Source organism: Paenibacillus sp. Y568 (assembly GCF_059445545.1).
This window is the reverse complement of sequence record NZ_JCAIUM010000001.1, coordinates 174,569-198,375: the sequence shown is the minus strand read 5'-3', so window position 1 is coordinate 198,375 and position 23,807 is coordinate 174,569. Positions and strand designations below refer to the sequence as shown.

Below are 23,807 nucleotides of genomic sequence, written 5' to 3'. Positions count from 1 at the left end.
TGATCCCAATGTTATATGAGAAAATACAACCTGAATACATCGTATACCGTATCATCCCACACCACACAGCACTCAATTCCTCTTCCCGCAACTTCCAACGATCCCTATATGAATTATTTAGTGTCCGCTATCGTCCAATACGTGAAGGTATGAGAGTTGTCATCAAGCCTTCACCAGACTTCTGGTGGATTACCTCACTAGCTCATGATCTAATCGAATACTATTGTGCCATGCCTATAGAGTTTGCTGATTCCTTTAAGACTAAATTTAGAAATCATGAACAGTGGAGAAAATCTACATTAGAAATCGCAGATGATTTTGAAATGACATTTGAAGATAACACTGATTTATACGCTCTAAAATACCAACGTCATGACATGTTCTCATTAGACTTTCGTTATAACGAACAGAATACACCTGTTAGAGATTTATTAGGGGTAACAAATGAACTGTCAGAGGGAGAACGAATTGATCTATATATCAGGACTGAAACTATAGGGAGACAGAAATGGAAGAAGCTTAGTGATTACTCATGGGAAAAATGGGATAAGGGAAGTATTGCTTATCGCCCTTCGTTTGATCCATTACGTCTAATGCGTCATTTAGCTGAAGGAGCGTCCTATGTATTCTTTGAAGCCAAGTCATTAATTGATGATTTAATGATTGGGATAGAGCGAACTTTCTATCATGGAGCAACTCCAAAAACTAAACAAGAACGTCCCAAACTGCCTAATCCTGATCGTGCTCAGTTACTTGTTAATGGTGACTTATCGGTCATGACAAAGAATAAACGTAATTTACCTGTGTTCAAGACATCTATACGTTACGCTGTGACATCAGAGGATATGGTTAAACGTGAAATGCTTGCTCGATGTAGGTTTTTCAGTAGAGAATGAAAAAGCAAATCAAATTAGGAAAGCTATCGAAGTGCTTGTCCCATCAGAATATTTAGAGATTAAGAAGGTAGATTTCTCAGAGGCTGAACTAGTCAGTGCGTATGAGTCAGTGATAAATGAAAGTAAACAACTTGGAGTTCCTTTTGAAACGGTAGCTGTGAGAATTAAAGAAAATGTAGTAGAAGTACAAGTTGCAGATGATGCAAAAGCAAGCCAGCTACTAAAAGTAAACTCATTAAAAACGCAAGGTCCTGATATTTTCAAAGTAGTGACTGGTAAGTCGAATGAAAGATTGGATGCGAGAACCACTACGCTCAATACGATGGCTGGTGGCTTACTTATCGCTAATACCGCTACAAATTCCACACAATCAATAGGCTATTGTACAATAGGAACTTTAGCAACGAAAAATAGTGAGCGGTTTATCATAACAGCAGCACACTGTCTGGAAGGATGGACGAGCAATAACGTCTACCAAGGTGGAGAACTGGTTGGAACTGAGCATTTTTCTTATAATGGAAACTATGCCGATATTGGTGTTATTAAAGTATCATCCAACAAAAAAATTTCCAATTACGTTTATAAATATTCTTGGACGGATAGCAGCATAACCTCTTATCAAACTAGCACAAGTTCACTCTCTGTCGGAGATAATATATGTTTGTCTGGCTCAACTAGTGGCTTCAACTGTGGATCGGTTACAGCAAAAAACATTACTTCTGTCGGAGATAGTGGATACATGGAAGCTGATGTGGTTTCGCTAGGTGGTGATAGCGGAGGAACTTGGTGGTATAATGGAGTGCTGATTGGCATTCACAGATCAGGTGATAGCGCCTCGGTTGGAATATTCTCCCATATATCAAATGCAAAAGCTTACAGTGGGGAATGGATACCGTATACATCCAATACTCATTGTAATAAAACAGCAAGAATAAAAGCGATTCCATTGGGTCACTTTTATTCTTGCACTAGTAAATTATTTCTACTTCTTTGGCAATCGAAGTCGGGGGCTGAGTGTCCAGATGTTCATTTTCGGTGACAAAACGAATTTTTGATCCGACTTTTAAAGAGTCAAAATCAAATTCATCTGCGGAAATGTTCTTAACATCTAGCCAGCGTAAATCATATTTATTAGCTCTTAGAATGTCCTCAGCTGTTTGACCAACGATGTTTTCTAATTTTGACAGTAACTCAGGATTCTTTATGTCTAATGCAAGCAAAAATTTCTTTCGTCCTTTCAAATCTTGTTTTGCAAGAACGATAGCTTCAGACGTAAGGAGTGAGCCTGTATGCTGTTTTGAATTGTTAAATTCTTTACCGGTACCGCTGCAACCAGTGATTGCAAAAATGGAAATCAAGAACGACAATATATATTTCAATGTGTTACCCCCTATCCTAATAATATCTATAAGACGGATAAATTGTAGTAAAGGTTGCAAACCCACCCGCAAAGCCTAAAGCGAATCGCCTTTTTAGATTGAAAAGTATAGGCTGCTTCGAATTGAGTCAATTTGAAACATGAGAATAATAATTTGCTACAAAAAAGCCCTGAGAGTAATTATCTCAAGGCTTTTTTTGTTGGTTATTCATCTTCTCTTTTTTTAACACTTAATTGAATAACTTCTTTATCTGGAATTTCTTCAACGATGAACAAATCTTCAATTGAGATGTTTAATGCACGAGCTATTGTAAAGAGTGTAGTACTTTTATGTTGAACACTTTTATCAAAACTGTTTATGGCTCTTTGATTTACTCCAGATTCTTTAGAGAAAGCCAATTGACTCGTATAACCTTTTTCTTTCAATACTTCATCGAGTCTTGGTGTTACTTTTAGCATGTAATAACCCCCTTAAAAGTATTATAACAAATTATAATCAAAAAATATACTAAATACTAGTTGCAAAACATTAAACACTAATGTATACTGTAATTATCAGGTAAGGAACAACAAAGGAAACAAACCAAAGGGAGACGATACATAATGACAAAATACCTCACCGTGAAGCAATCGATGGAATCATTACTAAGCACATTGTCTAAAACTTACCCAAGCAAAAAGTTTACAGCAAGTTACTCCAGTTACATCAACCTTAATATCTTCGATACATCTGAGAGTGAAATGAAGCAAATCCAAAACTATGCCAACTCACTAGACCTTGCATGATAACTGAAGCGCAATATGAACTGATCACAGATGTTGAATATGTAGCATAAACACAGCACCCATTGAGGTGTTTTTATTTTGCCCTCGGAGCCGATCTGAGGAATTTATTTTATTAGATTGGAGGTATAGAATTGGAAAATGTATATAAATTTATATTTGCAGCAGTAGCTTCAACAACTACATATGCGTTTGGAGGTATGACCCCAATGTTACATTTTATGTTCATATGTATGGCTGTTGATTATGTATCTGGTTGTGCAGCTAGTATATATGAAGGAAAAGGATTAAGTAGTTCAGTTGGATTTAAGGGGCTAAGCAAGAAATGCTTTATGATTCTAAGTCTTTGGGTTGCTCATCATGCTGATATTGCAATAGGAACAGACTGGATTTTGATCGGTTCAATTTGGTTTTGGATAGCAAACGAGATGGTCAGTCTTGCTGAAAACTATACTCGAATGGATCTACCGTTCCCTGATCAATTGAAGAAGGTCATAGCAATTATCAAGGATAAAGGAGATAAGAAATGACATACGATATCAAATTTGTTGGAAATACATACACAAACTCAAGTAGTAGAGATAGGCATGTTCCTTCATTAATAGTAGATCATATTTCTTCAGGTTCATGGTCAAGTTTATTGTCTTGGTTTACATCATCAGGGAATAAAGTTTCTTCATCTAACTATGGGTTAGTAAACAAGGTGAGATTGCTTGTTTTGTGCCAATCGATCGTATGGCATGGGCAAATGGGATTAAGGCTGAGGATATCGCCAAGCATAATACACCTATCGTTAAGTCTAATAAAGGAATCAATCCTAACAAGTATTCAGTCTCTATTGAGCATGAAGGAACAGATGGTAATCTGACTGAAGCACAATTTCAAGCTACTGTGTGGTTGCATCGATATATCCAAGATGAGATTAAGCGAAAATGGAACTATCAAATGAAGCTCGACAAATATGACGTGATTGGACATTTTCAAGTCGATCCAATTAGGAAACCATTATGTCCGGGCAAACTCTTTCCATGGGATCGATTGTATGAAGAGTTGGGGAGAAAGGATGAGGTTAAATTGGGGCTAGGACTAGAATTAACAAGTAGCCAATGGTTGATGGCTAAGGATGCCATACAGGGATGGTATGTTAAAAAGCTGATCACAGATAAGAGTTGGATTGAGAAGGCAGAGAAGAGAACATTGACAGTCAGAGAGATAAGTTGGCTTAATCTGATTGTTTTAGCTAGGAAGTAAGTACATATATAGTAGTTATAAAACAGGCTCATGCAGATAATGCATGGGCTATTTTTTTCTGAAGATTTAATAAGCAAGAAAATACATACTAAAAAACTTTAATGGAGGCGTTAGATATACATATGGAAGCGGTAGCTAATGAAGAGAATGAAACGTTGATCAATGAGAAGAGCATCATCAAAGAAAAAAAGGACTATCCTATTATGTTGGATCCTATCCATGTTCAAGAAATTTTAAGAATAAGCAGAAAAAAGGCATATGACTTTTTAAGCGAAGTTGAGACTAGAGTTGTATTGAAAAGAAAACCAGAGTTTCACATAAAAAGAGTTGGCAGGTTGCTCAAAATACCAAAAGATTCATTCTTTGATTGGATTAAAGGCAGATAGTAAACAGGAAGTTGTTAATACCCAATTATCTTGCTTTTATTTTTGTCTAATGTTATCATCTCCGTATCAATGAATTATGGATTTAAAGGCATTTCACCCTAACTTCAAAAATCGGTAGGATATTGGTAGGATGAAATGGAAATTAGGTTGTATTAGGTATAATTAGACTTTATAACGTATGTATTTTCACTTAATTGTAACCCTATATCTATAGCCTTTTTACCACGTAATTGTATTGAAAATAACTAAATAGCATGTGTTATCTACTTCGGGGTTGGGTGAAATTCCCTACCGACGGTGATGTCTGATCGTTAGAGTATATTTATATACTCGGTTAGACTTAGTCCGTGACCTGTACGCTTGTGAATGGTGCGTATGGCTGACCTGGTGTAATTCCGGGACCGACAGTAAAGTCTGGATGGGAGAAGGAGAGCAGCTTACGTATATCACTTCAAGTGGTTACGTGACAGTTCAAAGATAAAATACAGCAGGTTGTGACAATATTCACAATAGTTCCACAAGCAAATTTTCTGTGCATTTGCTGGGGTCTATTTGGGTAATTGTTCATAGACTTTGTATTTGTGTATTCTATTTGACTCTCACAATTCCAACCCCTTATCAGATGAATCTATATCATCCGGTAAGGGGTTTTCTGTTATGTATATTTTCAAGGAAAGTTGAGGTGAATTAGAAAGTGGAAGTGATGAATGATGCGTTCTATATGTCGCTAGCGATCGATATGGCAGAACGTGCGCAAGGGCAGACACATATTAATCCAGTCGTTGGTTGTGTGGTTGTTAAGGATGGCAACTTGGTTGGATTGGGAACTCATTTAGAGCGAGGGACACCGCATGCTGAAGTTCATGCTTTAAATATGGCTGGTGATAAGGCAGCAGGAAGCACTGTCTATGTTACCTTGGAACCTTGCAGTCATTATGGAACCACACCACCTTGTAGTGAACGTCTCATCAAAGAGCGGGTTAAACGAGTTGTAGTAGCATGCACAGATCCTAATGCCCAAGTAGCGGGTAAAGGCGTTACGATGTTGCGTGAACATGGAATTGAGGTAGAAGTCGGATTACTTCAAGAAAGAGCTCTGAAATTAAATGAGAAATTCATTAAGTATATTACGACCGGTATTCCATTCGTCACCTTAAAGACTGCCAGTACATTGGATGGCAGAATCGCTACTAAAACAGGAGATAGTAAATGGATTTCGAATGAGATGGCCCGTGAGCAGGTGCATACATTACGTCATCGTCATCAAGGGATCATGGTCGGAATAGAGACAGTTCTGATGGATAATCCACACCTAACCACTAGATTATCGGTAGACGGACTTCATCCAATTCGTATTATTGTGGATTCCAAACTGCGTATCACCTTAGAATCCAACGTAGTTCAAGACGGATTAGCCCAATCCATTATATTAACGACTGAAAAGATGGATGTTCAAAAAGCAGAACAACTAAAACAAGCTGGTGTGAACGTAATTGTGTGTGGAGATGGCCCGCGTGTGAATCTCACCCTAGCTATGGAGAAATTAGGTGCGATGCAAATAGGTTCCATTCTTCTTGAGGGCGGTGGGAATTTAAATGGTGCAATGGTAGAGGCGAGACTCATTGATCGAATCGTGATCTACCTAGCGCCGAAGATTGTTGGGGGAACCGGAGCTCCGAGTAGTTTCTCTTTTGATGGAAGCGAAAAGATGGATGATGCTGTTAGATTAGATTCGTTAGAAGTTGAAAAGTTGGGAGATAATCTGTGTATTAGTGGCATTCCTGTATGGTCTTAATTCACGAGAAGGGCGGTGATATTTATGTTTACAGGGTTAGTCGAGGAGATAGGTACATTGCGAGCGCTAACTCGAAATGGAGAAGCCATGGTTCTTCACATTGCTGCATCAACTATTATGAGTGACTTGAAGATTGGAGATAGTATCTCTGTAAATGGCGTGTGTCTGACAGCCACCTTATTAGATGCTCACTCCTTTGCGGCAGATGTTATGCCAGAAACTTTTCGCAAGTCGAATCTGAAGGATCTTCAAATGGGAAGTAAGGTAAACCTGGAGCGCGCAATGATTGCTAACGGACGTTTTGGCGGACACATGGTGCAAGGACATGTAGATGGAGTGGGTAAGATCAACCATGTTACTAGAAATCAAAATGCGGTTGTGTATGAGATAACACCTGAGAATCAGAACGTGTTTAAATATATTATCCACAAAGGCTCAATTACACTTGATGGCATAAGCCTGACAGTAGTTAATGTACAAGAGAGTAAATTTCAAGTATCCGTCATACCACATACATTAGCCCAAACCGTCCTTTATTCAAAAAAAGCTGGAGATACCGTGAACATTGAATGTGATGTACTTGGTAAATACGTGGAGCACTTACTTAACTATGGCTCATCTAGACAGTCAAATGAGGAGAAATCCTCAGGAATTAATATGGAGTATCTAGCAAAGAACGGATTTGCGTGATATTCGATAGCTGTAGCTAATGCTTCGGAAGTACGTATTGACGAAGTGAATCTACGAAGTACAGCTCCAAAACTAAGCATATGCTTCCGAAGTAAGTTTTGATGAAGTGATGACTGCAAGTAATGCTCCAAAACTTTTAGGAGGAAACGATCATGGAGAACGAAATCATTTTTGATCCTATTGAAGAAGCCATATATGATCTGATGCGTGGTAAGGTAATTATCGTCGTTGATGACGAGGATCGTGAGAATGAAGGGGATTTCATAGCTTTGGCAGAAAAGGCAAGTCCAGAAGTTATTAACTTTATGATTAGTCAAGGGCGTGGATTGGTATGTCTACCTATCACTCAAGAGCGTGCAGATGAACTAGATCTGAGACCGATGGTTGCACATAATACAGATAACCACGGGACCGCTTTTACAGTATCGATTGATCATAAAGACACAACAACGGGTATTTCTGCTTATGAACGTTCCTTAACAATCAAGGCCATCATGGACCCGAAGGCAACTGCTAGTGACTTTCGTAGACCGGGACATATGTTCCCGCTGATTGCTAAGAAAGGTGGTATCCTTCGTAGGGCAGGTCATACAGAGGCAGCGGTAGATTTGGCGCGGATGTGTGGTTCTTATCCAGCAGCGGTTATCTGTGAGATCATTAAGGAAGACGGAACGATGGCTCGCTTACCCGATCTATTCGAAATTTCTCGGAAGCAGGAATTGAAATTAATTAGTATTAAAGATTTAATTCATTACCGTAATGAAAAAGAAAGATTAATTAAACGGGAAGTCTCCGTTCGTATGCCAACAGACTTTGGCGAGTTTCAAGCGATCGCTTATACGAATGAAGTGGATGATAAAGAGCATCTTGCCTTAGTAAAAGGAGAGATTGACCCTGAAAAACCATTGCTTGTACGCGTACACTCTGAGTGTCTGACAGGAGATGTATTTCACTCTCACCGTTGTGATTGCGGTCCACAATTTGCTGCCGCACTTCGTCAGATTGATGCAGCAGGAAGTGGCATTCTACTGTATATGCGGCAAGAAGGACGCGGTATTGGTCTTATTAATAAATTGAAAGCTTATAAGTTACAAGAAGAAGGTCTAGATACCGTAGATGCGAATTTAAAACTGGGGTTTGCAGCAGATTTACGAGACTATGGTATAGGGGCACAAATTCTAAAAGATCTAGGTGTAGGGCAAATCAGGCTTCTTACAAATAACCCGCGCAAGATTAAGGGTCTGGAAGGTTATGGATTAGAAGTTGTTGAGCGGGTACCTATTCAAATGAAAGAGAATGAGGATAATACGCGTTATTTGCATACCAAACAAGTGAAACTGGGCCATTTAATGGAGTTTGACGATATTGAACAGAACGAAGATCCTAATAAATAATGGAAAATGAGAGGAAGATGATTTAATATGACACACTATTTTGAAGGTAATTTAGTATCCGAAGGTTTGAAATACGGGATAGTTGTTGGACGGTTCAATGAATTTATTACGAGTAAACTACTTGGTGGTGCACTGGATGCGCTGAAACGTCATGGTGTACAAGAGGATGAGGTCGATGTAGCTTGGGTTCCTGGAGCGTTTGAAATCCCTCTGATTGCTCAAAAAATGGCCGAAAGTGGTAAGTACGATGCAGTAATCACATTAGGCACGGTTATCCGAGGATCAACGTCCCATTATGATTATGTATGTAATGAAGTAGCTAAAGGGGTAGCAGCAATTAACCTAAAAAGTGGAATCCCTACGATATTTGGAATCGTTACGACGGAGAATATTGAGCAGGCCATAGAACGTGCTGGAACGAAGGCAGGTAATAAAGGATACGATTCAGCTATTTCAGCAATTGAGATGGCAAACTTGACGAAACTGTTTAAATAGTGCTTATTTAATGTAGTACCCTTTAATCGGGTACTACATTTTTTATTTTTGCTGGCGGGAGGATTTACCGTGTCTGAACCTGTACAATATAAGCTGGAAACATTTGAAGGACCGCTGGATCTACTTCTACATCTCATTGATAAAGCGGAAATTAACATCCAGGATATCCCCGTCACTGAGATTACAGAACAGTATATGGTTTATTTGCAGAATATGCAGGAACTCGAACTGGAAGTTACGAGCGAATTTCTTGTGATGGCAGCTACTTTATTATCTATTAAGAGCAAGCTGTTGCTTCCCAAACCACCGATCATTGAAATGGAAGATTTCGATTTCTATGAAGATGATGATTATGATCCACGGGCGGATTTGGTGCAGAAGCTCATAGAATATCGTAAGTACAAAGGGATTGCTCAGCATCTCCATGAACGTGAGTGGGAACGAAGTCTTATTTTCTCAAAAGAGCCAGAGGATTTAGCTTCATGGATGCCTACCATTTCGGAGAACCCTGTTCAAGGTCTACATGCAGCAGATCTGGTTGCAGCTTTCCAGAAAGCATTACGCAAAGTAGTCAAACGTAATGCATATGCACGAATTCAGAGGGATGAAATATCTGTTAAAGATCGTATTAGGGATGTTGTGGAAGCTCTGCAACGTGGAGGTAAAGGCGGGAAATTGCTATTCTCAAAGTTATTACATGAGGATATGGTTCGCCATGAGATTGTGGTGACCTTTCTAGCTATTCTCGAGCTCATGAAGATGAAGCAAATATTGTGTTATCAGGAAAGACTATTCGATGACATCGTCATGGAATGGAGAGGAGAAGAAGAATTACATGGAATACCCGATGTTGAAATCGATTATTGAAGGACTGCTGTTTCTAGCAGGTGATGAAGGATTAAGTGTGAAGCAGATTGCTGAGATTGTGGAACAACGTAACGAGTTAGTTAGTGACGCACTGGAAGAAATGAAGGAAGACTTCGTGAAAGAACAGCGTGGACTTCAGATTATACAGATTGCAGGTAGCTACCAGTTGGCTACGCACCAAGACCATGCTATTTATTTCGAACGATTGGCATACTCTCCATCTCGGGCATCATTATCACAGGCTGCGCTTGAGACACTTGCCATTGTGGCATATCGCCAACCTATCACCCGTGTAGAGATTGAAGAAATACGCGGAGTGAAGTCGGAACGCGCCATTCATACCCTGGTAAATAAAGATCTTATTGAAGAGAAAGGTCGTGCAGAAGCGATTGGCCGACCGATCCTGTATGGTACAACGAAGCCATTCTTAGATTATTTTGGTCTGGCAGGTATCAAAGATTTACCTGAACCTTCTCTTTTTGAAAATAAGGACAACCTAGAGGAAGAGACTCAAATGCTATTTGATCGCCTTGATGGACGTCAGCTAACATTTGATGATGTGAAAGATTCATAATGGCTATCATTCATTCAAAAACCGTCATTTCAATAAGAAATGACGGTTTTTTTATTGTCTTTATCTGATTTGCCGAATTTTTTCCAAGTAGAATTGCCATACTAGTTATAGAGGTTCATTTTAAACAAGCATGGGGGTTTACATGTGTGGATTTTTATAATCATTGTCTTTGTACTCGTGTTGCTTGTTACTGCGGTTCTTCTCTCAAAGATTCATATGGATATATGGCTGAGTAAGCAAGGGAAGAACGACGAAGTGGTATTCAAAATTAGAATGTTATATGGTTTGATCCGTTTCCATTATGAGTTACCTATGATGAAATTTGAGAATATGAAGAAAGGAATAATGATTAAAGTTGAAAAACGAAAAAACGTGGGATCGACGAAAAAAGCGGAAGATACTGAAACACATGTGAATAAACGTAAAATCGACATCTGGATGCGAGAGATTCAGGAAATTCTTGAAGCGACGGAATCATTTAAAATATGGCTGAAACGTACGTTATCTCGACTGTCTATTGTAAAGCTTACATGGTCTACGGCCTTTTGCGTAGGGGATGCTGCTAGTACAGGTGTAGTTACGGGACTGATATGGAGTACTAAGACATTCATTGTTGGATGGTTATCATATCAGGTACAGATGAAGAATTATCCCCAATTACTTGTCGTTCCTGTGTTTGATGATCGTCCTCAATTCTCAACGGAGATGTCTTGTACAGCACATATCTCTTGCGGATATGCCATCTATGCAGGAATGGTTCTGATGGTGCGGGTGCTTAAAATAAAAGGTGGCTTGAAGAGTTGGAAGAAGATTATGTCTAAAAAGTAATGGAGAACATGCATGCTTTAATTTTCTGAAGTGTCATATAAAAATCAATATTTTTAAATGAGGCAAAGCCATCCTTTTCACAATTGATTTGTGTAAAACGATGGTTTATTTTTATGAAATCCAAAATTTAATTTACGATAAACGGAAATAATTGATAAATATTTTACCCCAAATACGCTCTTCAATTTAGAAGTGTCAATATAATTCATGAGTTTAAAAAGGATTCTCCTATGGAGAGTCCTTTTAATTTTGCCCTTTAATTCGATCAGTACATACTCCTCCTTCTTAGTGCGCATAATACAAAAAGCGAAGGGAAGTCCTTATCAATATCGCATGAAGGAGGAAATAACAATGTCAGACCATCCCATTCAAGGGTTGATGCAGACGGCAATGGAGAACATTAAAGGAATGGTGGATGTGAACACGATCGTTGGTGATCCTGTTCAGACACCTGATGGTAGTGTGATTCTGCCTATAAGTAAAGTGGCTTTTGGGTTTGCTGCTGGTGGAAGTGATTTTCGTGTGGAAGGCTCTACGAAGACATCGGGGACGAATGATCAACAAGAAAAGAAGAATCCTCCATTTGGAGGAGGTACAGGTGGAGGGGTATCCATCCGTCCAATTGCATTTCTTGTTGTTGGTAAAGATGGCGTATACATCTTACCACTCGACTGTCAGACACATATTTATGAGAAAATGATTGATACGGTACCGTATGTGATGGAGAAGATCCAAGAGATGTTCCAGAAGAAAAATCCTAACCAACAAAATAAAGCGAATTATTCTTCTACAACTTCACCCACTGGGGAAAAATCAGATAACATTGTGTTTTAAAGATGATTACGCCCCTTCCGCTGGATAACGGAAGGGGTTTTTCATTTCTATACATTCTGTACCTGAAGATGAGATTTCCACCAACTGGAATTTCTCCATCTAATTTGGTCTTTAGAAAACGATTTGCTCATAACAGGTTAATTTAACAGGATAATTTCCTGCTATACATGTATTACGGGGATATATCAACTATTTAACAGTAGTTTGTCCTGCTAACTGAAATTAGTAACTGCCAGCAGTTCCATCCCTATCAAGGACTAGCCGTGTTTCCGGTATGTTCTTTGCCAATGAAAGGACATACCTGTTTATAGCCAAGCATATACTTGTACTAGACCCCAAGAATTTCGCCGGAGGAAAGATAAACATGAACATGAAGAATAAATTGAAGATCGTTCTATGGATATGTTTATGTCTATCCATTAGTTCTGCCATACCAACTCATGCAAGATCCACTCACCATGGTGTAGCTACACATGCTCAAGCTGCTTCATTAATGGATGTTACGTCGGGCCGTATACTCTACTCTAACCATGGTGATGATGAGCTTCGAATTGCTAGTCTGACCAAAATTATGACCGCGATCGTGGCCATTGAATATGGACCGATGAACAAACCGGTTAAGGTAAGTAAAAATGCTTATGCCAAAGAAGGTTCATCGATTTACTTAAAGCTCGGAGAACAAATGAGTCTAGAGAATATGCTGTATGGGCTTATGTTGCGCTCAGGGAATGATGCAGCAACAGCTATTGCAGAGCATGTTGGAGGGTCTGAAGAAGGATTCGTCTATTTAATGAATGCTAAAGCTAATGAATTAGGGCTCAAACATACTCATTTTATGAATCCTCATGGGTTGGATGCGGATGGACATTATTCTTCTGCAAACGACTTAGCTACGATGACTACCTATGCAATGCATAATCCGACTTTTAAGGAAATTGTCAAGACACCTACGAAGAAAGTCCCCAATCCTAATGAAGCCTGGGATTACAAATGGGATAACAAAAATAAAATGCTGCGTTTCTATGATGGAGCAGACGGTGTGAAGACAGGTTATACGAAAAAGGCCTTTCGATGTCTAGTGAGTTCAGCAACAAGAAATGGACAACAACTTGTAAGTGTTACGATTAATGATGGGGATGACTGGAATGATCATGGCAAAATGTTGGACTATGGATTTGCGTATTATCCGCTTGTTTCCCTGATTGAACGTGGACAAAAGGTTGAAGGACATGACCTAGTTACTAGTCAGGCATTTGCTTATCCTTTAGCCGAAGGAGAACAAAGTGCAATTACCAACCGGCTAATTCTAATGACACCAAGAAATGTAAATCAAGATAAAAGCCCGGATACTTCTTTTGGATTAAAAGGTAGGATCGAGATTCTACATGAGGGTAAACTCGTCGGTAAAGTTCCTGTGTATTCTCCAGGAAGTCTTCTTCCTGAGCACGCCATACCGAACAAGGAAACTATAGAGCAAGATGACTATACACAACCGAATTCTAAGATGACTATTATTGAACGACTAATAAATAAATTGCTAATGGTGTAAACGGAATTGCTAATGCTGTAACCGGAATGGTTAAGGAACAAGGAATGATAGACATGATTTTGAATTGATTGAAATTGATTATGAAACAACGGTGTGGGAGGTCATGGGGATGATCAATGTAATTTGGCTTGCGTTACTTGTAATTGGGTTTGTATTTGCAGCTATTTCAGGAAATATTGAGTCAGTGACAACAGCAGCATTTGATGGTGCTAAGACAGGAGTGACTGTTTGTTTTGGACTCATCAGCGTACTTGTTTTCTGGATGGGAATGATGCGCATTGCAGAAGACTCAGGTCTCTTGAGAAAAATTGCTAAGGTATTAAGCCCAGTTGTTAGGTTCTTATTCCCTGATGTACCTCGTGATCATCCTGCTATCGGTTATATTCTATCCAATATGAGTGCTAACCTCCTTGGTTTAGGAAATGCGGCGACACCCATGGGAATCAAAGCGATGCAGGAGTTGCAAACCCTTAATCCCGATAAAGAGGTTGCAAGTCCAGCGATGTGTACGCTCCTTGCTCTAAATACAGCAAGCATTACTTTAATTCCAACGACGCTTATCGCAATTCGGATCAATTACAATTCTGCGAGTCCGACGGAAATCGTAGGTACTACATTGGTTGCCACATTCATTGCAACAGTAGCTGCAATCTTGGCAGATCGTTGGTGTAGAAGATGGAATCTTCATAGAGATCATAAGCCACCTGCTAAAAGCATCTCATCAAAGCCTAGCATGAAAGGATGATTCTCTGTGTATGCACTCATTAATCTCATTTCTACTTGGGCAATACCCATTATCATTGTCTTTATTCCCTTATTTGCCTTCACTAAAAAGGTACCTGTCTACGAATCTTTCATTGATGGTGCTAAAGATGGCTTCTCGACAGCCGTTCAGATTATTCCACATCTCGTGGGGATGATGGTTGCCATTAGTGTATTTAGAGCATCAGGTGCTCTTGATTTCTTTGTCGGTTGGACAGGTTCTTTCCTTCAATCGTTAGGTGTTCCCAGTGAGATTCTCCCGTTAGGGCTACTGCGGCCGTTAACTGGAACAGGGTCTCTGGCTTTTGCGACAGATCTTATTCGAGTCTATGGACCTGATTCCATGATTGGAAGAATGGCTTCTACGATACAAGGTAGTACAGACACTACGCTCTATGTTCTTACCGTCTATATGGGCGCTGTTGGGATCCGAAATGGGCGTTATGCCCTGAAGGTGGGCTTATTCTCAGATGTGGTTGGTTTTGTTGCCGCAATTGCGGTTTGTTTAATTTTCTTTGGCTGACTAAGAAGATTGCCTATACCAACCGTATGTATCTTTCATATTCTATACAAGCCAAGCTGCCCAAGGATGAGGTGAGTATATGTTATATGAAGGGTTTATAATTCATCACTCTGCGTGCTCCTCGATTAATGGAAAAGGATATGATTTCTGGATTAGTTTAGATTCCTCCATTATTTCCGCCCCCGTACTAACTGATCCTGAATATATTCATATTTGTCTCGAAGGCCATTTTAATCGCGCATATGATCTAATGTCACTCCGGTCGAAACAACAACTTTTTACCGCTAGTAAGTTAATTATGGAGCTCTCTAGACGGTACGATATCTCTCCCCTATACCTCCACCCACATTCCCAGGTTTGTCCAGGTTCACATTTTCCGTGGAATGAGCTTGTGATTTATCCTGCTGATGGGTATCATTAGTCTGAGGTGAATTAACGATAATGGAAAGATTACAGAAAATATTAGCTCAAGCTGGGATTGCATCCAGACGCAAATGCGAGGATTTGATCGTAGCAGGTAAAGTGGAAGTTAACGGGGAGGTCGTAACTACCCTAGGAACAAAGGCGGACCCCGACCAAGATATCATTACGGTAAGTGGTAGACCTATTAGTAACGAAAAGAAGGTATATCTCGTAATGAACAAACCTAAAGGGGTAATTACAAGTGCTTCAGACCCTGAAGGTCGTAAGATTGTATCCGATTATTTAAGAGGTATTAAAGAAAGAGTATATCCCGTGGGTAGACTTGATTACGACACGGAAGGTTTACTTCTTCTCACCAATGACGGAGAGTTCGCTAATCTTCTTACGCATCCCAAACACCATGTGCCAAAAACATATATGGCAACAGTGAAAGGGGTGCCTCACGGTTCCGACTTAGACAAGCTGAAGGCAGGAATCATGCTTGATGACGGAATGACCTCTCCAGCAGAAGTGGAGTATAAAGATATCGATACAGCCAAAAATGAAGCTACAATCTCCATTACCATACATGAGGGACGTAATCGTCAGGTTCGTAGAATGTTTGAAGCGATTTCTCATCCTGTTATTAAGTTGAAGAGAATCTCTTTCGGTGATCTTTTATTGCAGAACCTAAAACGTGGATTATTCCGTCATTTAACGAAAGATGAGATTGAAGATTTGATTAAATTAGCTAAATCTCCCAAATTACCCAAAAAGTAACTGTAAAGGTCACATAAATTTCAAAAACTACCGAAATATTTATGGCAATATTAGTTATAATTGTTCATAGGATGTTCACACTGTGTGAATTAAATGTGAATTCATTATGACATATGTCATAGAGGGAGGCTTTGAAATTGGGTAAATCCAGAAAAAAAGTCCAGATTGTTATTTTGTTGCTCATTGTCTTATTAGGAGGGTATGCCATTATCTCTAACGTGTATGGATCAGGAGGAAAGCCTGTGGTTGGAGATAAGACGCCCTCCTTTAATCTTTTAGGATTGGATGGGGAGGTTCATAACCTTAGCGAATATAAGGGCAAAGCTATGGTTATTAATTTCTGGGGTACTTGGTGTAAACCTTGTGTCAAAGAAATGCCGGCACTTCAACAACAATCGGAGAAGTGGAAGGACAAAGGTGTGGTTGTGATCGGTATTAATGCGGGTGAAGATGTCATGTCTGTCGAGAATTTCGCGAAACAGGCCAATATTAACTTTCAAATCCTGCTAGATCCCAACAAAGAAGCTGTACAACAATATGGTATATCACCGTTGCCGACGACCTTGTTCGTAGCACCCAATGGGAAGATCAAAGAGATTCATTTGGGAGAACTTGATCTAGGGACGTTGGATTACGAAATTGAACAGTTGGTGACAACCAAATGATCCAAGATTTATTAGCTTTTCAAAATACGAAATGTGAATGTGGTCATCAGAACCCTGTGGGAACGGTGCTATGTGAAGCTTGTGGTAACCCATTAAGTAAAGAAGATCAAGAATCTAAAGAATTATTAGAAATGAGATATGACGGGATGGCCCGTCGTTCACAACGAAGTACCCCAAATGTAATTGACCGTATATGGAACTTTTTTAGTTCAGTAAAGATTGCTGTGTACATGATTATTCTTACCTTGCTGGGTTCAATGTTGGGGACGATCTTTCCTCAAGAAAGTACATTCTTAAATATTGATGCTGCAAGCTATTATCCTGAGACTTATGGGACAGCAGGTTCAATTTATTACAAGCTAGGATTGTCACATACCTATGAATCTTGGTGGTTTGTCTTATTACTCGTGATGATTGGAGCTTCGCTTATTATTTGTAGTCTAGATCGGGTATTGCCTTTATATAAAGCACTCTCGAAAAGAAAGATTCGCAAACATATGCAGTTCCTGACTCGTCAGAAAGTCGTATATCAGACACAACTAGTCGATGATGAAGAAGAATGGATCAAGACAATAGTGGCTCCGCTTAAGAAAAAGGGGTACCGTGTACATACGGATGGAAGTGCATTACTTGCAGAAAAATATCGTTTTAGTCGCTGGGGTCCATATGTTATTCATATTGGATTAATCATTTTCTTACTTGCAGTACTTGCACGGGGGTTGCCAGGTTTAAATATGGATCAACATTTGTCCTTTCCTGAAGGGGAAGCTAAGCCTATTCCTGATACTTCTTATTATCTAAAGAATGATAAGTTTACCGTAGAGTACTATACAGAAGATGATATGCCAGAGGAATTCAAGGGAAAAGGGAAAATACTCCCCAAGCTTTTCCGTACGGAAGCAACACTTTATGAATGTACTGAGAATTGTGATGATCCTTCAAAGGAACCTAAGCTTACTGAAGTATACCGTCATCCGATCGAGGTAAATAAGCCATTAAATTATAAAGGACTTAAAGCATATCAATTCGATTTCGATACAACGCCTATATTGAGATCAGTTACACCTTCACTAGTAGACAAGAATACGGGTAAAGATTATGGCCAATTCAAGCTGGATATTCGTAATCCTGAGCGAACGTATAAAGTAGGAAATTACACCCTGAATCTAGTAGAGAAATATATGGATTTTGGATTGAATGATCAAGGTGAGCCTGTTTCTATATCACCGAATCCAAACGCACCTTCCTTTTTATTTTTATTAAAGGGCCCAAATCTACCTGAAGCGGGTGTACAATACTTTTATTTCCCTAAACAAGTGGATAAAGAGCGTTTTCAGCAGGACGTGATTAATGAGAAACTAGCTGGCGATAATGATTGGTTTGAGTTGGATGTTCAGGGGATGGAACGTGTTGACTTCTCTATGTCTACGAGTTATCTAAATATTCGAATCGATAAAGTCATGCCATTCATATGGGTTGGGGCGGCCATTGTTATGCTCGGTCTTATTCTAGGATTCTATTGGCAACATCGCCGGATATGGATACGTATTGATGATGGAAGTTTAACTCTAGCTGCTCACACCAACAAAAATTGGTTCGGGATCCGAAAGGAAATCGTAGTAATATTACAAAAAGTGAATATGGAAGTGGATGAAAAGTCCCTAGATAACGGAGGAAATCAAGTATGAATTTAATGGATTTCAGTAGTATGTTTTTTACGATCGCCTTCTTGGTCTACTGTGTAGCCTTCATCTTGTATGGAGTAGCTATTATGGGACGTATTTGGAGAAATCGTGATCCCGATCAACATATGAAGCGATGGGGAAGTATATCATTCTTCCTATCCTCTCTAGGCTTGATCTCTCATTTAATCTATTTCTTCACGCGTTGGATTAGTTCTGGACATATTCCCGTTAGTAATATGTTTGAGTTCATGAGTAGTTTGTCCATGATGATTATGATCGCATTCACAGTGGTATATCTCATTTATAAAAAGACACTATTAGGACTATTCGCAGTTCCTATCGTAATTATTATTATGGCTTATGCGGCAGTGTTTCCTCAAGAAGCACAACCCTTGATACCATCACTTCAATCATGGTGGTTACAAGTTCATGTGACTATGGCAGCATTAGGTGAATCATTCTTTGCTATTGGTTTTGCAGCAGGATTTATGTATCTCCTTCGATCTGTTGATTTCAGCAGTAAAGACAAGAGAGAACGTCGTCAACAGCGAGGAGTAGAGTTCGTATTCATAACAATCGTTGTGCTCCTTGGATTTATTATCTCTGTCTTTGCCTTCCGTATAGATGGATATCAATCCGTATTCACACAGGAACAGATGGTTAGTGATACGGATACAACGATGAAAACTTCTAAAGTGGAGTATAATTTGCCACCTATTGTAGCACCGTATCAAAGTGAGGTAGAAAGCTTTCAACCTTTCCTTGGGATGAAAGAACCTTTATTCGAGGCTCCATCGTGGATGACAGGTATTAATGCAGGAAGAAAACTGAATACTATTATTTGGTCGCTATTAGCGGGACTCATTCTTTATGCTATTATTCGTCTTATTATACGCAAACCTATTGGTAAGGCTGTACATCCTTTATTAAAAGGGTTAGATGCTGATGATCTTGATGAGATTACGTATCGATCCATTGCAATTGGATTCCCAATATTCACTTTAGGCGCACTTATTTTTGCCATGATGTGGGCTCAGATCGCTTGGGGGCGTTTCTGGGGTTGGGATCCTAAAGAAGTCTGGGCTCTTATTACGTGGTTATTCTATAGTGCCTATTTGCATTTAAGATTGTCGCGTGGATGGCAAGGGAAGAAATCGGCATGGCTTGCGGTACTAGGCTTTGTTATTGTTATGTTTACGCTTGTTGGGGTTAATTTAATCATAGCTGGTCTACATTCCTATGCGGGAACTGAATAAGTTTGAATTCGTTTTTTTAGGTATTTGGCTATCCGTTTCACATTTGATGTTGAATGTTGAAACGGATTTTCGCTATAATTGATATTTAGGAGAGAATCTTGGGTAATACATAGACTATCTATCCGAGAATCGGACTTTCACCATGGGTCCTACGTAGGATAATTAAGGGGTTGTTGACGATGTCAGAGGAATTAAATCGGATATTGGTCGTGGATGATGAGGAACGCATTCGACGATTATTAAAAATGTATTTGGAAAAAGAAGGATACCAAATTGATGAAGCTGAAGATGGAGAAACAGCTCTTCAGAAAGCGATATCAAATGATTATGGTCTAGTGATTCTGGACCTTATGCTTCCTGGTATAGATGGTGTTGAAGTCTGCACGCGTCTGAGACAAGTGAAATCGACTCCTGTCCTCATGCTTACAGCTAAAGGGGAAGAAATTAACCGAGTGCAAGGTTTTGAAGTTGGAGCAGATGATTATGTCGTTAAACCTTTTAGTCCGCGAGAAGTTATTTATCGGGTGAAGGCGATTTTACGGAGATCTTCGACGACTGCGTACTTATCTAAGGATGGTAATTCTAGTAATGATATTGTGTTCCCTCATTTGGTTATTGAACATGATGCACACCGTGTGACCGCTAGTGGTGAGGAAGTTGGACTAACACCGAAGGAATATGAGTTATTACATTATTTGGCAGTATCGCCAGATAAGGTTTTCTCGAGAGAGGAACTCTTAAAGGATGTTTGGAATTATGAGTTTTTCGGAGATTTACGTACCGTGGATACCCATGTGAAACGTTTGCGTGAGAAATTAAATAAAGTATCACCAGAGTCAGCGACGATGATTACTACCGTATGGGGCGTGGGTTACAAGTTAGAGGTCTCGAAATAACGTGAATTTCTGGAAAACACTTGTCGGTAAAATATGGCTAACTATTATTTGTCTGGTCGCTGTTGTATTGATTACTCTGGGATTATTCTTGTTGCCTTATATTGACACGAATTTCGCGAATTCTGGCGCCATCAAACGTCTATTTACTTACACATCCATTATTGGATTCTCAATGACAACTTTCTTCGGATTATTCCTCCTATCTAGGATCACGCAACCGATGCAGAAGTTAATTCATGCGGCAGATGCGATTCGCAAAGGGGAATACGGAACCCGGTTATCGGTTGTGACTAGTGATGAAATTGGCGCGTTAGCAAACACTTTCAATCATATGGCTGCAGAACTCGAAGATAACATTCGTAATTTGAATCAGGAGAAAGAACATTTAGCAAGTGTACTTCGAAGTATGAGTGATGCGGTAATCACCTTTGATAATGAGGGTAAAGTCATTCTTACCAATCCACCGGGTCATCGTGTTCTTGAATTATGGCAGAGTATTGATTGGAATTTCGAATCGACGGAAACTCGGGGAAAACGTATATCAGAAGTACCAGAACCTTTAGATGATCTATTTAATATGACTATCAATGGAAGTGGAGATTCTAGTACCTCAGTGCATGTGAAGCAAGATGTATGGTCTGTGATTATGACACCTCTATATTCGGAGAATGATATTCGTGGAGCTGTAGCGGTTATGCGCGACGTGACGGAGGAAGTGCGCTTAGAGAAGATGCGTACGGATTTCGTTGCCAATGTGTCACATGAGATTAGAACGCCACTCTCGATGATGCAGGGTTATAGCGAAGCTTTGTTAGATGGCATGGCTACTTCACCTGAAGAAAGTAAAGAATTGATTCAAGTTATTCATGACGAATCTCTCCGAATGGGTAGGCTTGTGAAAGACTTGTTAGTTCTAGCTCGTATGGAAGCAGGACATTCGGACATGGTCATGGGGTACGTTAATATTCATGAGTTACTTGAACGGATCTATCGTAAATTTTTCGTCCGTTCTAAGGATTGTGATCTACAGCTCCATTATGAGAAACGTTCAGATGAATTGATCATTCAGTCTGGGGATGAAGACCAGTTAGAACAAGTGATGACGAATTTACTCGACAATGCTTTCCGCCATACGCCAACAGGCAAAAATATATATATTATAGCTGAATTTGTTCAGGGGGATCAACATAATTCATTTATTCAAATCGAAGTGAAAGATGAAGGTGTCGGAGTTCCAAAGGAAGATGTACCTTTTATCTTTGAACGATTCTATAAGGCAGACAAGGCTCGTGTTCGAGGTGAATCTGCGGGTACTGGGCTTGGGCTCGCTATCGTTATGAGTATTGTTGAGGCACATCATGGGACTGTCAAAGTTACAAGTGAAGTGGGGGAGGGTACCACTTTCACGATACGACTTCCTGTCGAAAATCAGAAATAATGATATAGAATCAAAAAACACCTCTATTGGAGGTTTTTTTTGTAGAAGAAGAAAGATTAATCTTGTTCGTCGTGGAACAAATGAAGAAGATATATAAATGTGAATGGAAGTAATAGGAGGCTTGATATTTCATGAGCAATGACTATATATTAGCCCTTGATCAAGGGACAACAAGTTCAAGGGCTATCGTATATGATGATCAAGCTCGTCCAGTAGCGCGAGCTCAGAGGGCAATCAAACAAAGTTATCCAGAGCCTGGCTGGGTGGAACATGATGGGGAAGAAATTTGGATGTCACAACTTGAGGCAGTCCATGAAGCCTTGACCCAAGGCCAAATTAATGCGGAACATATCCGTTCTATAGGTATTACTAATCAAAGAGAAACTGTGTTAGTCTGGGATCGAATCAGCGGTAAACCTATCCATCCAGCCATAGTCTGGCAGGATCGACGAACAGCATCTCTTTGTGAGGATTTGAAAGAACGTGGGCTTACAGAATTAATAACAACGAAAACGGGACTTGTCATTGATGCTTATTTCTCCGCTACCAAAATTTCTTGGATTCTGGATCATGTGGAGGGTGCTAGAGAGAAGGCAGAAAAAGGTCAGTTGATTACCGGAACGATGGATACTTGGATGATATGGAAGCTTACAAGTGGTCAGGTGCATGCTACTGATGTAACGAATGCATCTAGAACGATGTTATTTAATCTAGATACCAGAACTTGGGACGACGATTTATTATCTGAATTACGTATTCCCAGATCCATTCTTCCGACGATATGTATGTCGGGTCACTTTTATGGTATGACAGACCCTAAATGGTTAAATGGTGTTTCGATTCCAATACATTCGGTCCTAGGTGATCAGCAAGCAGCTTTATTCGGACATACCTGTTTAGAGGCGGGAAGTGCCAAGAATACTTATGGAACAGGTTGTTTCATTCTAATGAACACCGGTAGTGAGCGGGTAACGTCCTCCCATGGATTGCTGACAACCGTTGCATGGGGTATAGAAGATGAGATGTATTATGCTCTGGAAGGTAGTGTCTTCGTGGCAGGAGCTGCCGTACAATGGCTTGAAGAAGGCCTAGGATGGATTAGTGAACCAGCTCAATCAGAATTAATGGCTACTGAGGTATCCTCAAGCGATGGCGTTGTCGTGGTTCCAGCTTTTACTGGATTAGGGGCACCTTATTGGGATATGTATGCTCGTGGGGCTATATTTGGGCTGACACGAGGAACAACATCTAATCATATTGTACGAGCTACCATAGAGTCATTGGCTTATCAGTCTCGTGATGTCATTAATGCGATGGAGAAGGACGCCGGGATGCCTCTACGAGAGCTTCGTGTAGATGGTGGTGCAGTCTCTAATAATTTGTTGATGCAATTCCAAGCAGACATTCTTGGAGTAGAGGTGACACGAACAGAGAATGGAGAAACAACATCACTTGGAGCGGCGCTCTTAGCAGGATTAGTTAGTGGGTTATGGAGTAAGGAGGAATTGAAACAGTTTAATTCCGCAGAGAGAACATTTCAACCGTTAATGGCTGATGAAAAAAAGGAAAAATTATATCACATTTGGCAGGATGCAGTTAAACGAACCATGGGTTGGGAACAACACCATTTCGATTAATATATTAATAAAGGCGTCGATCCATGGATCAACGCCTTTATTT

General features: G+C 39.8%; 26 protein-coding genes and 1 riboswitch. Of the genes, 24 read left to right on the top strand and 2 right to left on the bottom strand.

The window, feature by feature from the left end; genetic code table 11:
• Nucleotides 1-8 precede the first annotated feature (8 nt).
• Nucleotides 9-896 (top strand): hypothetical protein, encoded by an 888-nt coding sequence (locus AC1D7X_RS00965; protein WP_495474468.1) that lies wholly within the window; start codon nt 9-11, stop codon nt 894-896.
• Nucleotides 856-1,935 carry a S1 family peptidase gene (locus tag AC1D7X_RS00960; protein WP_495474467.1) on the top strand — a complete coding sequence of 360 codons (1,080 nt, stop codon included), beginning with the start codon at nt 856-858 and terminating at the stop codon, nt 1,933-1,935. The genes AC1D7X_RS00965 and AC1D7X_RS00960 overlap by 41 nt, the downstream gene beginning before the upstream one ends.
• Here AC1D7X_RS00960 and AC1D7X_RS00955 read toward each other — a convergent pair.
• Together AC1D7X_RS00955 and AC1D7X_RS00950 are read right to left on the bottom strand one after the other, a co-directional pair.
• Nucleotides 1,865-2,275, bottom strand: a complete 411-nt coding sequence (locus AC1D7X_RS00955; RefSeq protein ID WP_495474466.1) for a hypothetical protein — start codon at nt 2,273-2,275, stop codon at nt 1,865-1,867. The two genes, AC1D7X_RS00960 and AC1D7X_RS00955, sit on opposite strands and share 71 nt — an antisense overlap.
• A 203-nt stretch (nt 2,276-2,478) precedes the next feature.
• Complete coding sequence (locus AC1D7X_RS00950; RefSeq protein ID WP_495474465.1) at nt 2,479-2,733, bottom strand: helix-turn-helix transcriptional regulator; 255 nt, start codon at nt 2,731-2,733, stop codon at nt 2,479-2,481.
• Nucleotides 2,734-2,877: 144 nt separating this feature from the next.
• Here AC1D7X_RS00950 and AC1D7X_RS00945 point away from each other — a divergent pair, with 144 nt between their 5' ends.
• The 22 genes from AC1D7X_RS00945 (at nt 2,878) to glpK (ending at nt 23,764) form a co-directional block, all read left to right on the top strand.
• A complete protein-coding gene (locus AC1D7X_RS00945; RefSeq protein WP_495474464.1) occupies nt 2,878-3,060 on the top strand; it encodes a hypothetical protein in 183 nt (60 codons plus the stop codon).
• A gap of 131 nt (nt 3,061-3,191) precedes the next feature.
• Complete coding sequence (locus tag AC1D7X_RS00940; RefSeq protein WP_495474463.1) at nt 3,192-3,587, top strand: phage holin family protein; 396 nt, start codon at nt 3,192-3,194, stop codon at nt 3,585-3,587.
• A 190-nt stretch (nt 3,588-3,777) separates the two neighbouring features.
• The gene (locus AC1D7X_RS00935; RefSeq protein WP_495474462.1) at nt 3,778-4,308 is read left to right on the top strand and encodes an N-acetylmuramoyl-L-alanine amidase; all 531 of its coding nucleotides are present in this window, start codon (nt 3,778-3,780) and stop codon (nt 4,306-4,308) included.
• A 122-nt stretch (nt 4,309-4,430) separates the two neighbouring features.
• Entirely contained in the window at nt 4,431-4,694 is a 264-nt protein-coding gene (locus AC1D7X_RS00930; RefSeq protein ID WP_495474461.1) for a hypothetical protein, read from the top strand.
• A gap of 260 nt (nt 4,695-4,954) precedes the next feature.
• A riboswitch (FMN riboswitch) is annotated at nt 4,955-5,128 on the top strand.
• Nucleotides 5,129-5,388: 260 nt separating this feature from the next.
• The gene (gene ribD / locus AC1D7X_RS00925; protein ID WP_495474460.1) at nt 5,389-6,489 is read left to right on the top strand and encodes a bifunctional diaminohydroxyphosphoribosylaminopyrimidine deaminase/5-amino-6-(5-phosphoribosylamino)uracil reductase RibD; all 1,101 of its coding nucleotides are present in this window, start codon (nt 5,389-5,391) and stop codon (nt 6,487-6,489) included.
• A gap of 24 nt (nt 6,490-6,513) precedes the next feature.
• A complete protein-coding gene (gene ribE / locus AC1D7X_RS00920) occupies nt 6,514-7,179 on the top strand; it encodes a riboflavin synthase (RefSeq protein WP_495474459.1) in 666 nt (221 codons plus the stop codon).
• A gap of 152 nt (nt 7,180-7,331) precedes the next feature.
• Nucleotides 7,332-8,573 (top strand): bifunctional 3,4-dihydroxy-2-butanone-4-phosphate synthase/GTP cyclohydrolase II, encoded by a 1,242-nt coding sequence (locus tag AC1D7X_RS00915; RefSeq protein WP_495474458.1) that lies wholly within the window; start codon nt 7,332-7,334, stop codon nt 8,571-8,573.
• Nucleotides 8,574-8,600: 27 nt separating this feature from the next.
• Nucleotides 8,601-9,068, top strand: coding sequence for a 6,7-dimethyl-8-ribityllumazine synthase (gene ribH / locus AC1D7X_RS00910; RefSeq protein WP_495454486.1), 468 nt, complete (start codon nt 8,601-8,603; stop codon nt 9,066-9,068).
• Nucleotides 9,069-9,137: 69 nt separating this feature from the next.
• Nucleotides 9,138-9,935: a segregation and condensation protein A gene (locus AC1D7X_RS00905; RefSeq protein WP_495474457.1), complete on the top strand. Its 798-nt coding sequence runs from the start codon at nt 9,138-9,140 to the stop codon at nt 9,933-9,935.
• Nucleotides 9,904-10,509, top strand: a complete 606-nt coding sequence (gene scpB / locus AC1D7X_RS00900; RefSeq protein ID WP_495454488.1) for an SMC-Scp complex subunit ScpB — start codon at nt 9,904-9,906, stop codon at nt 10,507-10,509. The genes AC1D7X_RS00905 and scpB overlap by 32 nt, the downstream gene beginning before the upstream one ends.
• A gap of 144 nt (nt 10,510-10,653) precedes the next feature.
• The gene (locus tag AC1D7X_RS00895) at nt 10,654-11,337 is read left to right on the top strand and encodes a DUF2953 domain-containing protein (protein WP_495474456.1); all 684 of its coding nucleotides are present in this window, start codon (nt 10,654-10,656) and stop codon (nt 11,335-11,337) included.
• A 351-nt stretch (nt 11,338-11,688) separates the two neighbouring features.
• Entirely contained in the window at nt 11,689-12,171 is a 483-nt protein-coding gene (gene ytfJ, locus AC1D7X_RS00890) for a GerW family sporulation protein (RefSeq protein WP_495454490.1), read from the top strand.
• 364 nt (nt 12,172-12,535) lie between these two features.
• A complete protein-coding gene (locus AC1D7X_RS00885) occupies nt 12,536-13,720 on the top strand; it encodes a D-alanyl-D-alanine carboxypeptidase family protein (protein ID WP_495474455.1) in 1,185 nt (394 codons plus the stop codon).
• 109 nt (nt 13,721-13,829) lie between these two features.
• Nucleotides 13,830-14,465 carry a nucleoside recognition domain-containing protein gene (locus AC1D7X_RS00880; RefSeq protein ID WP_495454492.1) on the top strand — a complete coding sequence of 212 codons (636 nt, stop codon included), beginning with the start codon at nt 13,830-13,832 and terminating at the stop codon, nt 14,463-14,465.
• A 6-nt stretch (nt 14,466-14,471) separates the two neighbouring features.
• Nucleotides 14,472-15,005, top strand: a complete 534-nt coding sequence (locus tag AC1D7X_RS00875) for a spore maturation protein (RefSeq protein WP_495454493.1) — start codon at nt 14,472-14,474, stop codon at nt 15,003-15,005.
• 441 nt (nt 15,006-15,446) lie between these two features.
• Nucleotides 15,447-16,187 carry a pseudouridine synthase gene (locus tag AC1D7X_RS00870; protein WP_495454494.1) on the top strand — a complete coding sequence of 247 codons (741 nt, stop codon included), beginning with the start codon at nt 15,447-15,449 and terminating at the stop codon, nt 16,185-16,187.
• Between the two features lie 137 nt (nt 16,188-16,324).
• Complete coding sequence (locus AC1D7X_RS00865) at nt 16,325-16,852, top strand: redoxin domain-containing protein (protein WP_495454495.1); 528 nt, start codon at nt 16,325-16,327, stop codon at nt 16,850-16,852.
• On the top strand, nt 16,849-18,540 hold the full coding sequence (gene resB, locus AC1D7X_RS00860) for a cytochrome c biogenesis protein ResB (protein WP_495454496.1): 1,692 nt from the start codon (nt 16,849-16,851) through the stop codon (nt 18,538-18,540). Before AC1D7X_RS00865 ends, resB begins: the two co-directional genes overlap by 4 nt.
• Nucleotides 18,537-19,793, top strand: coding sequence for a cytochrome c biogenesis protein CcsA (gene ccsA, locus AC1D7X_RS00855; RefSeq protein ID WP_495454497.1), 1,257 nt, complete (start codon nt 18,537-18,539; stop codon nt 19,791-19,793). Before resB ends, ccsA begins: the two co-directional genes overlap by 4 nt.
• 179 nt (nt 19,794-19,972) lie before the next feature.
• Nucleotides 19,973-20,689: a response regulator transcription factor gene (locus tag AC1D7X_RS00850; protein ID WP_495454498.1), complete on the top strand. Its 717-nt coding sequence runs from the start codon at nt 19,973-19,975 to the stop codon at nt 20,687-20,689.
• Between the two features lies 1 nt (nt 20,690).
• Entirely contained in the window at nt 20,691-22,127 is a 1,437-nt protein-coding gene (locus tag AC1D7X_RS00845) for an ATP-binding protein (protein ID WP_495474454.1), read from the top strand.
• A gap of 131 nt (nt 22,128-22,258) precedes the next feature.
• Complete coding sequence (glpK, locus tag AC1D7X_RS00840) at nt 22,259-23,764, top strand: glycerol kinase GlpK (RefSeq protein ID WP_495454500.1); 1,506 nt, start codon at nt 22,259-22,261, stop codon at nt 23,762-23,764.
• Nucleotides 23,765-23,807 lie beyond the last annotated feature (43 nt).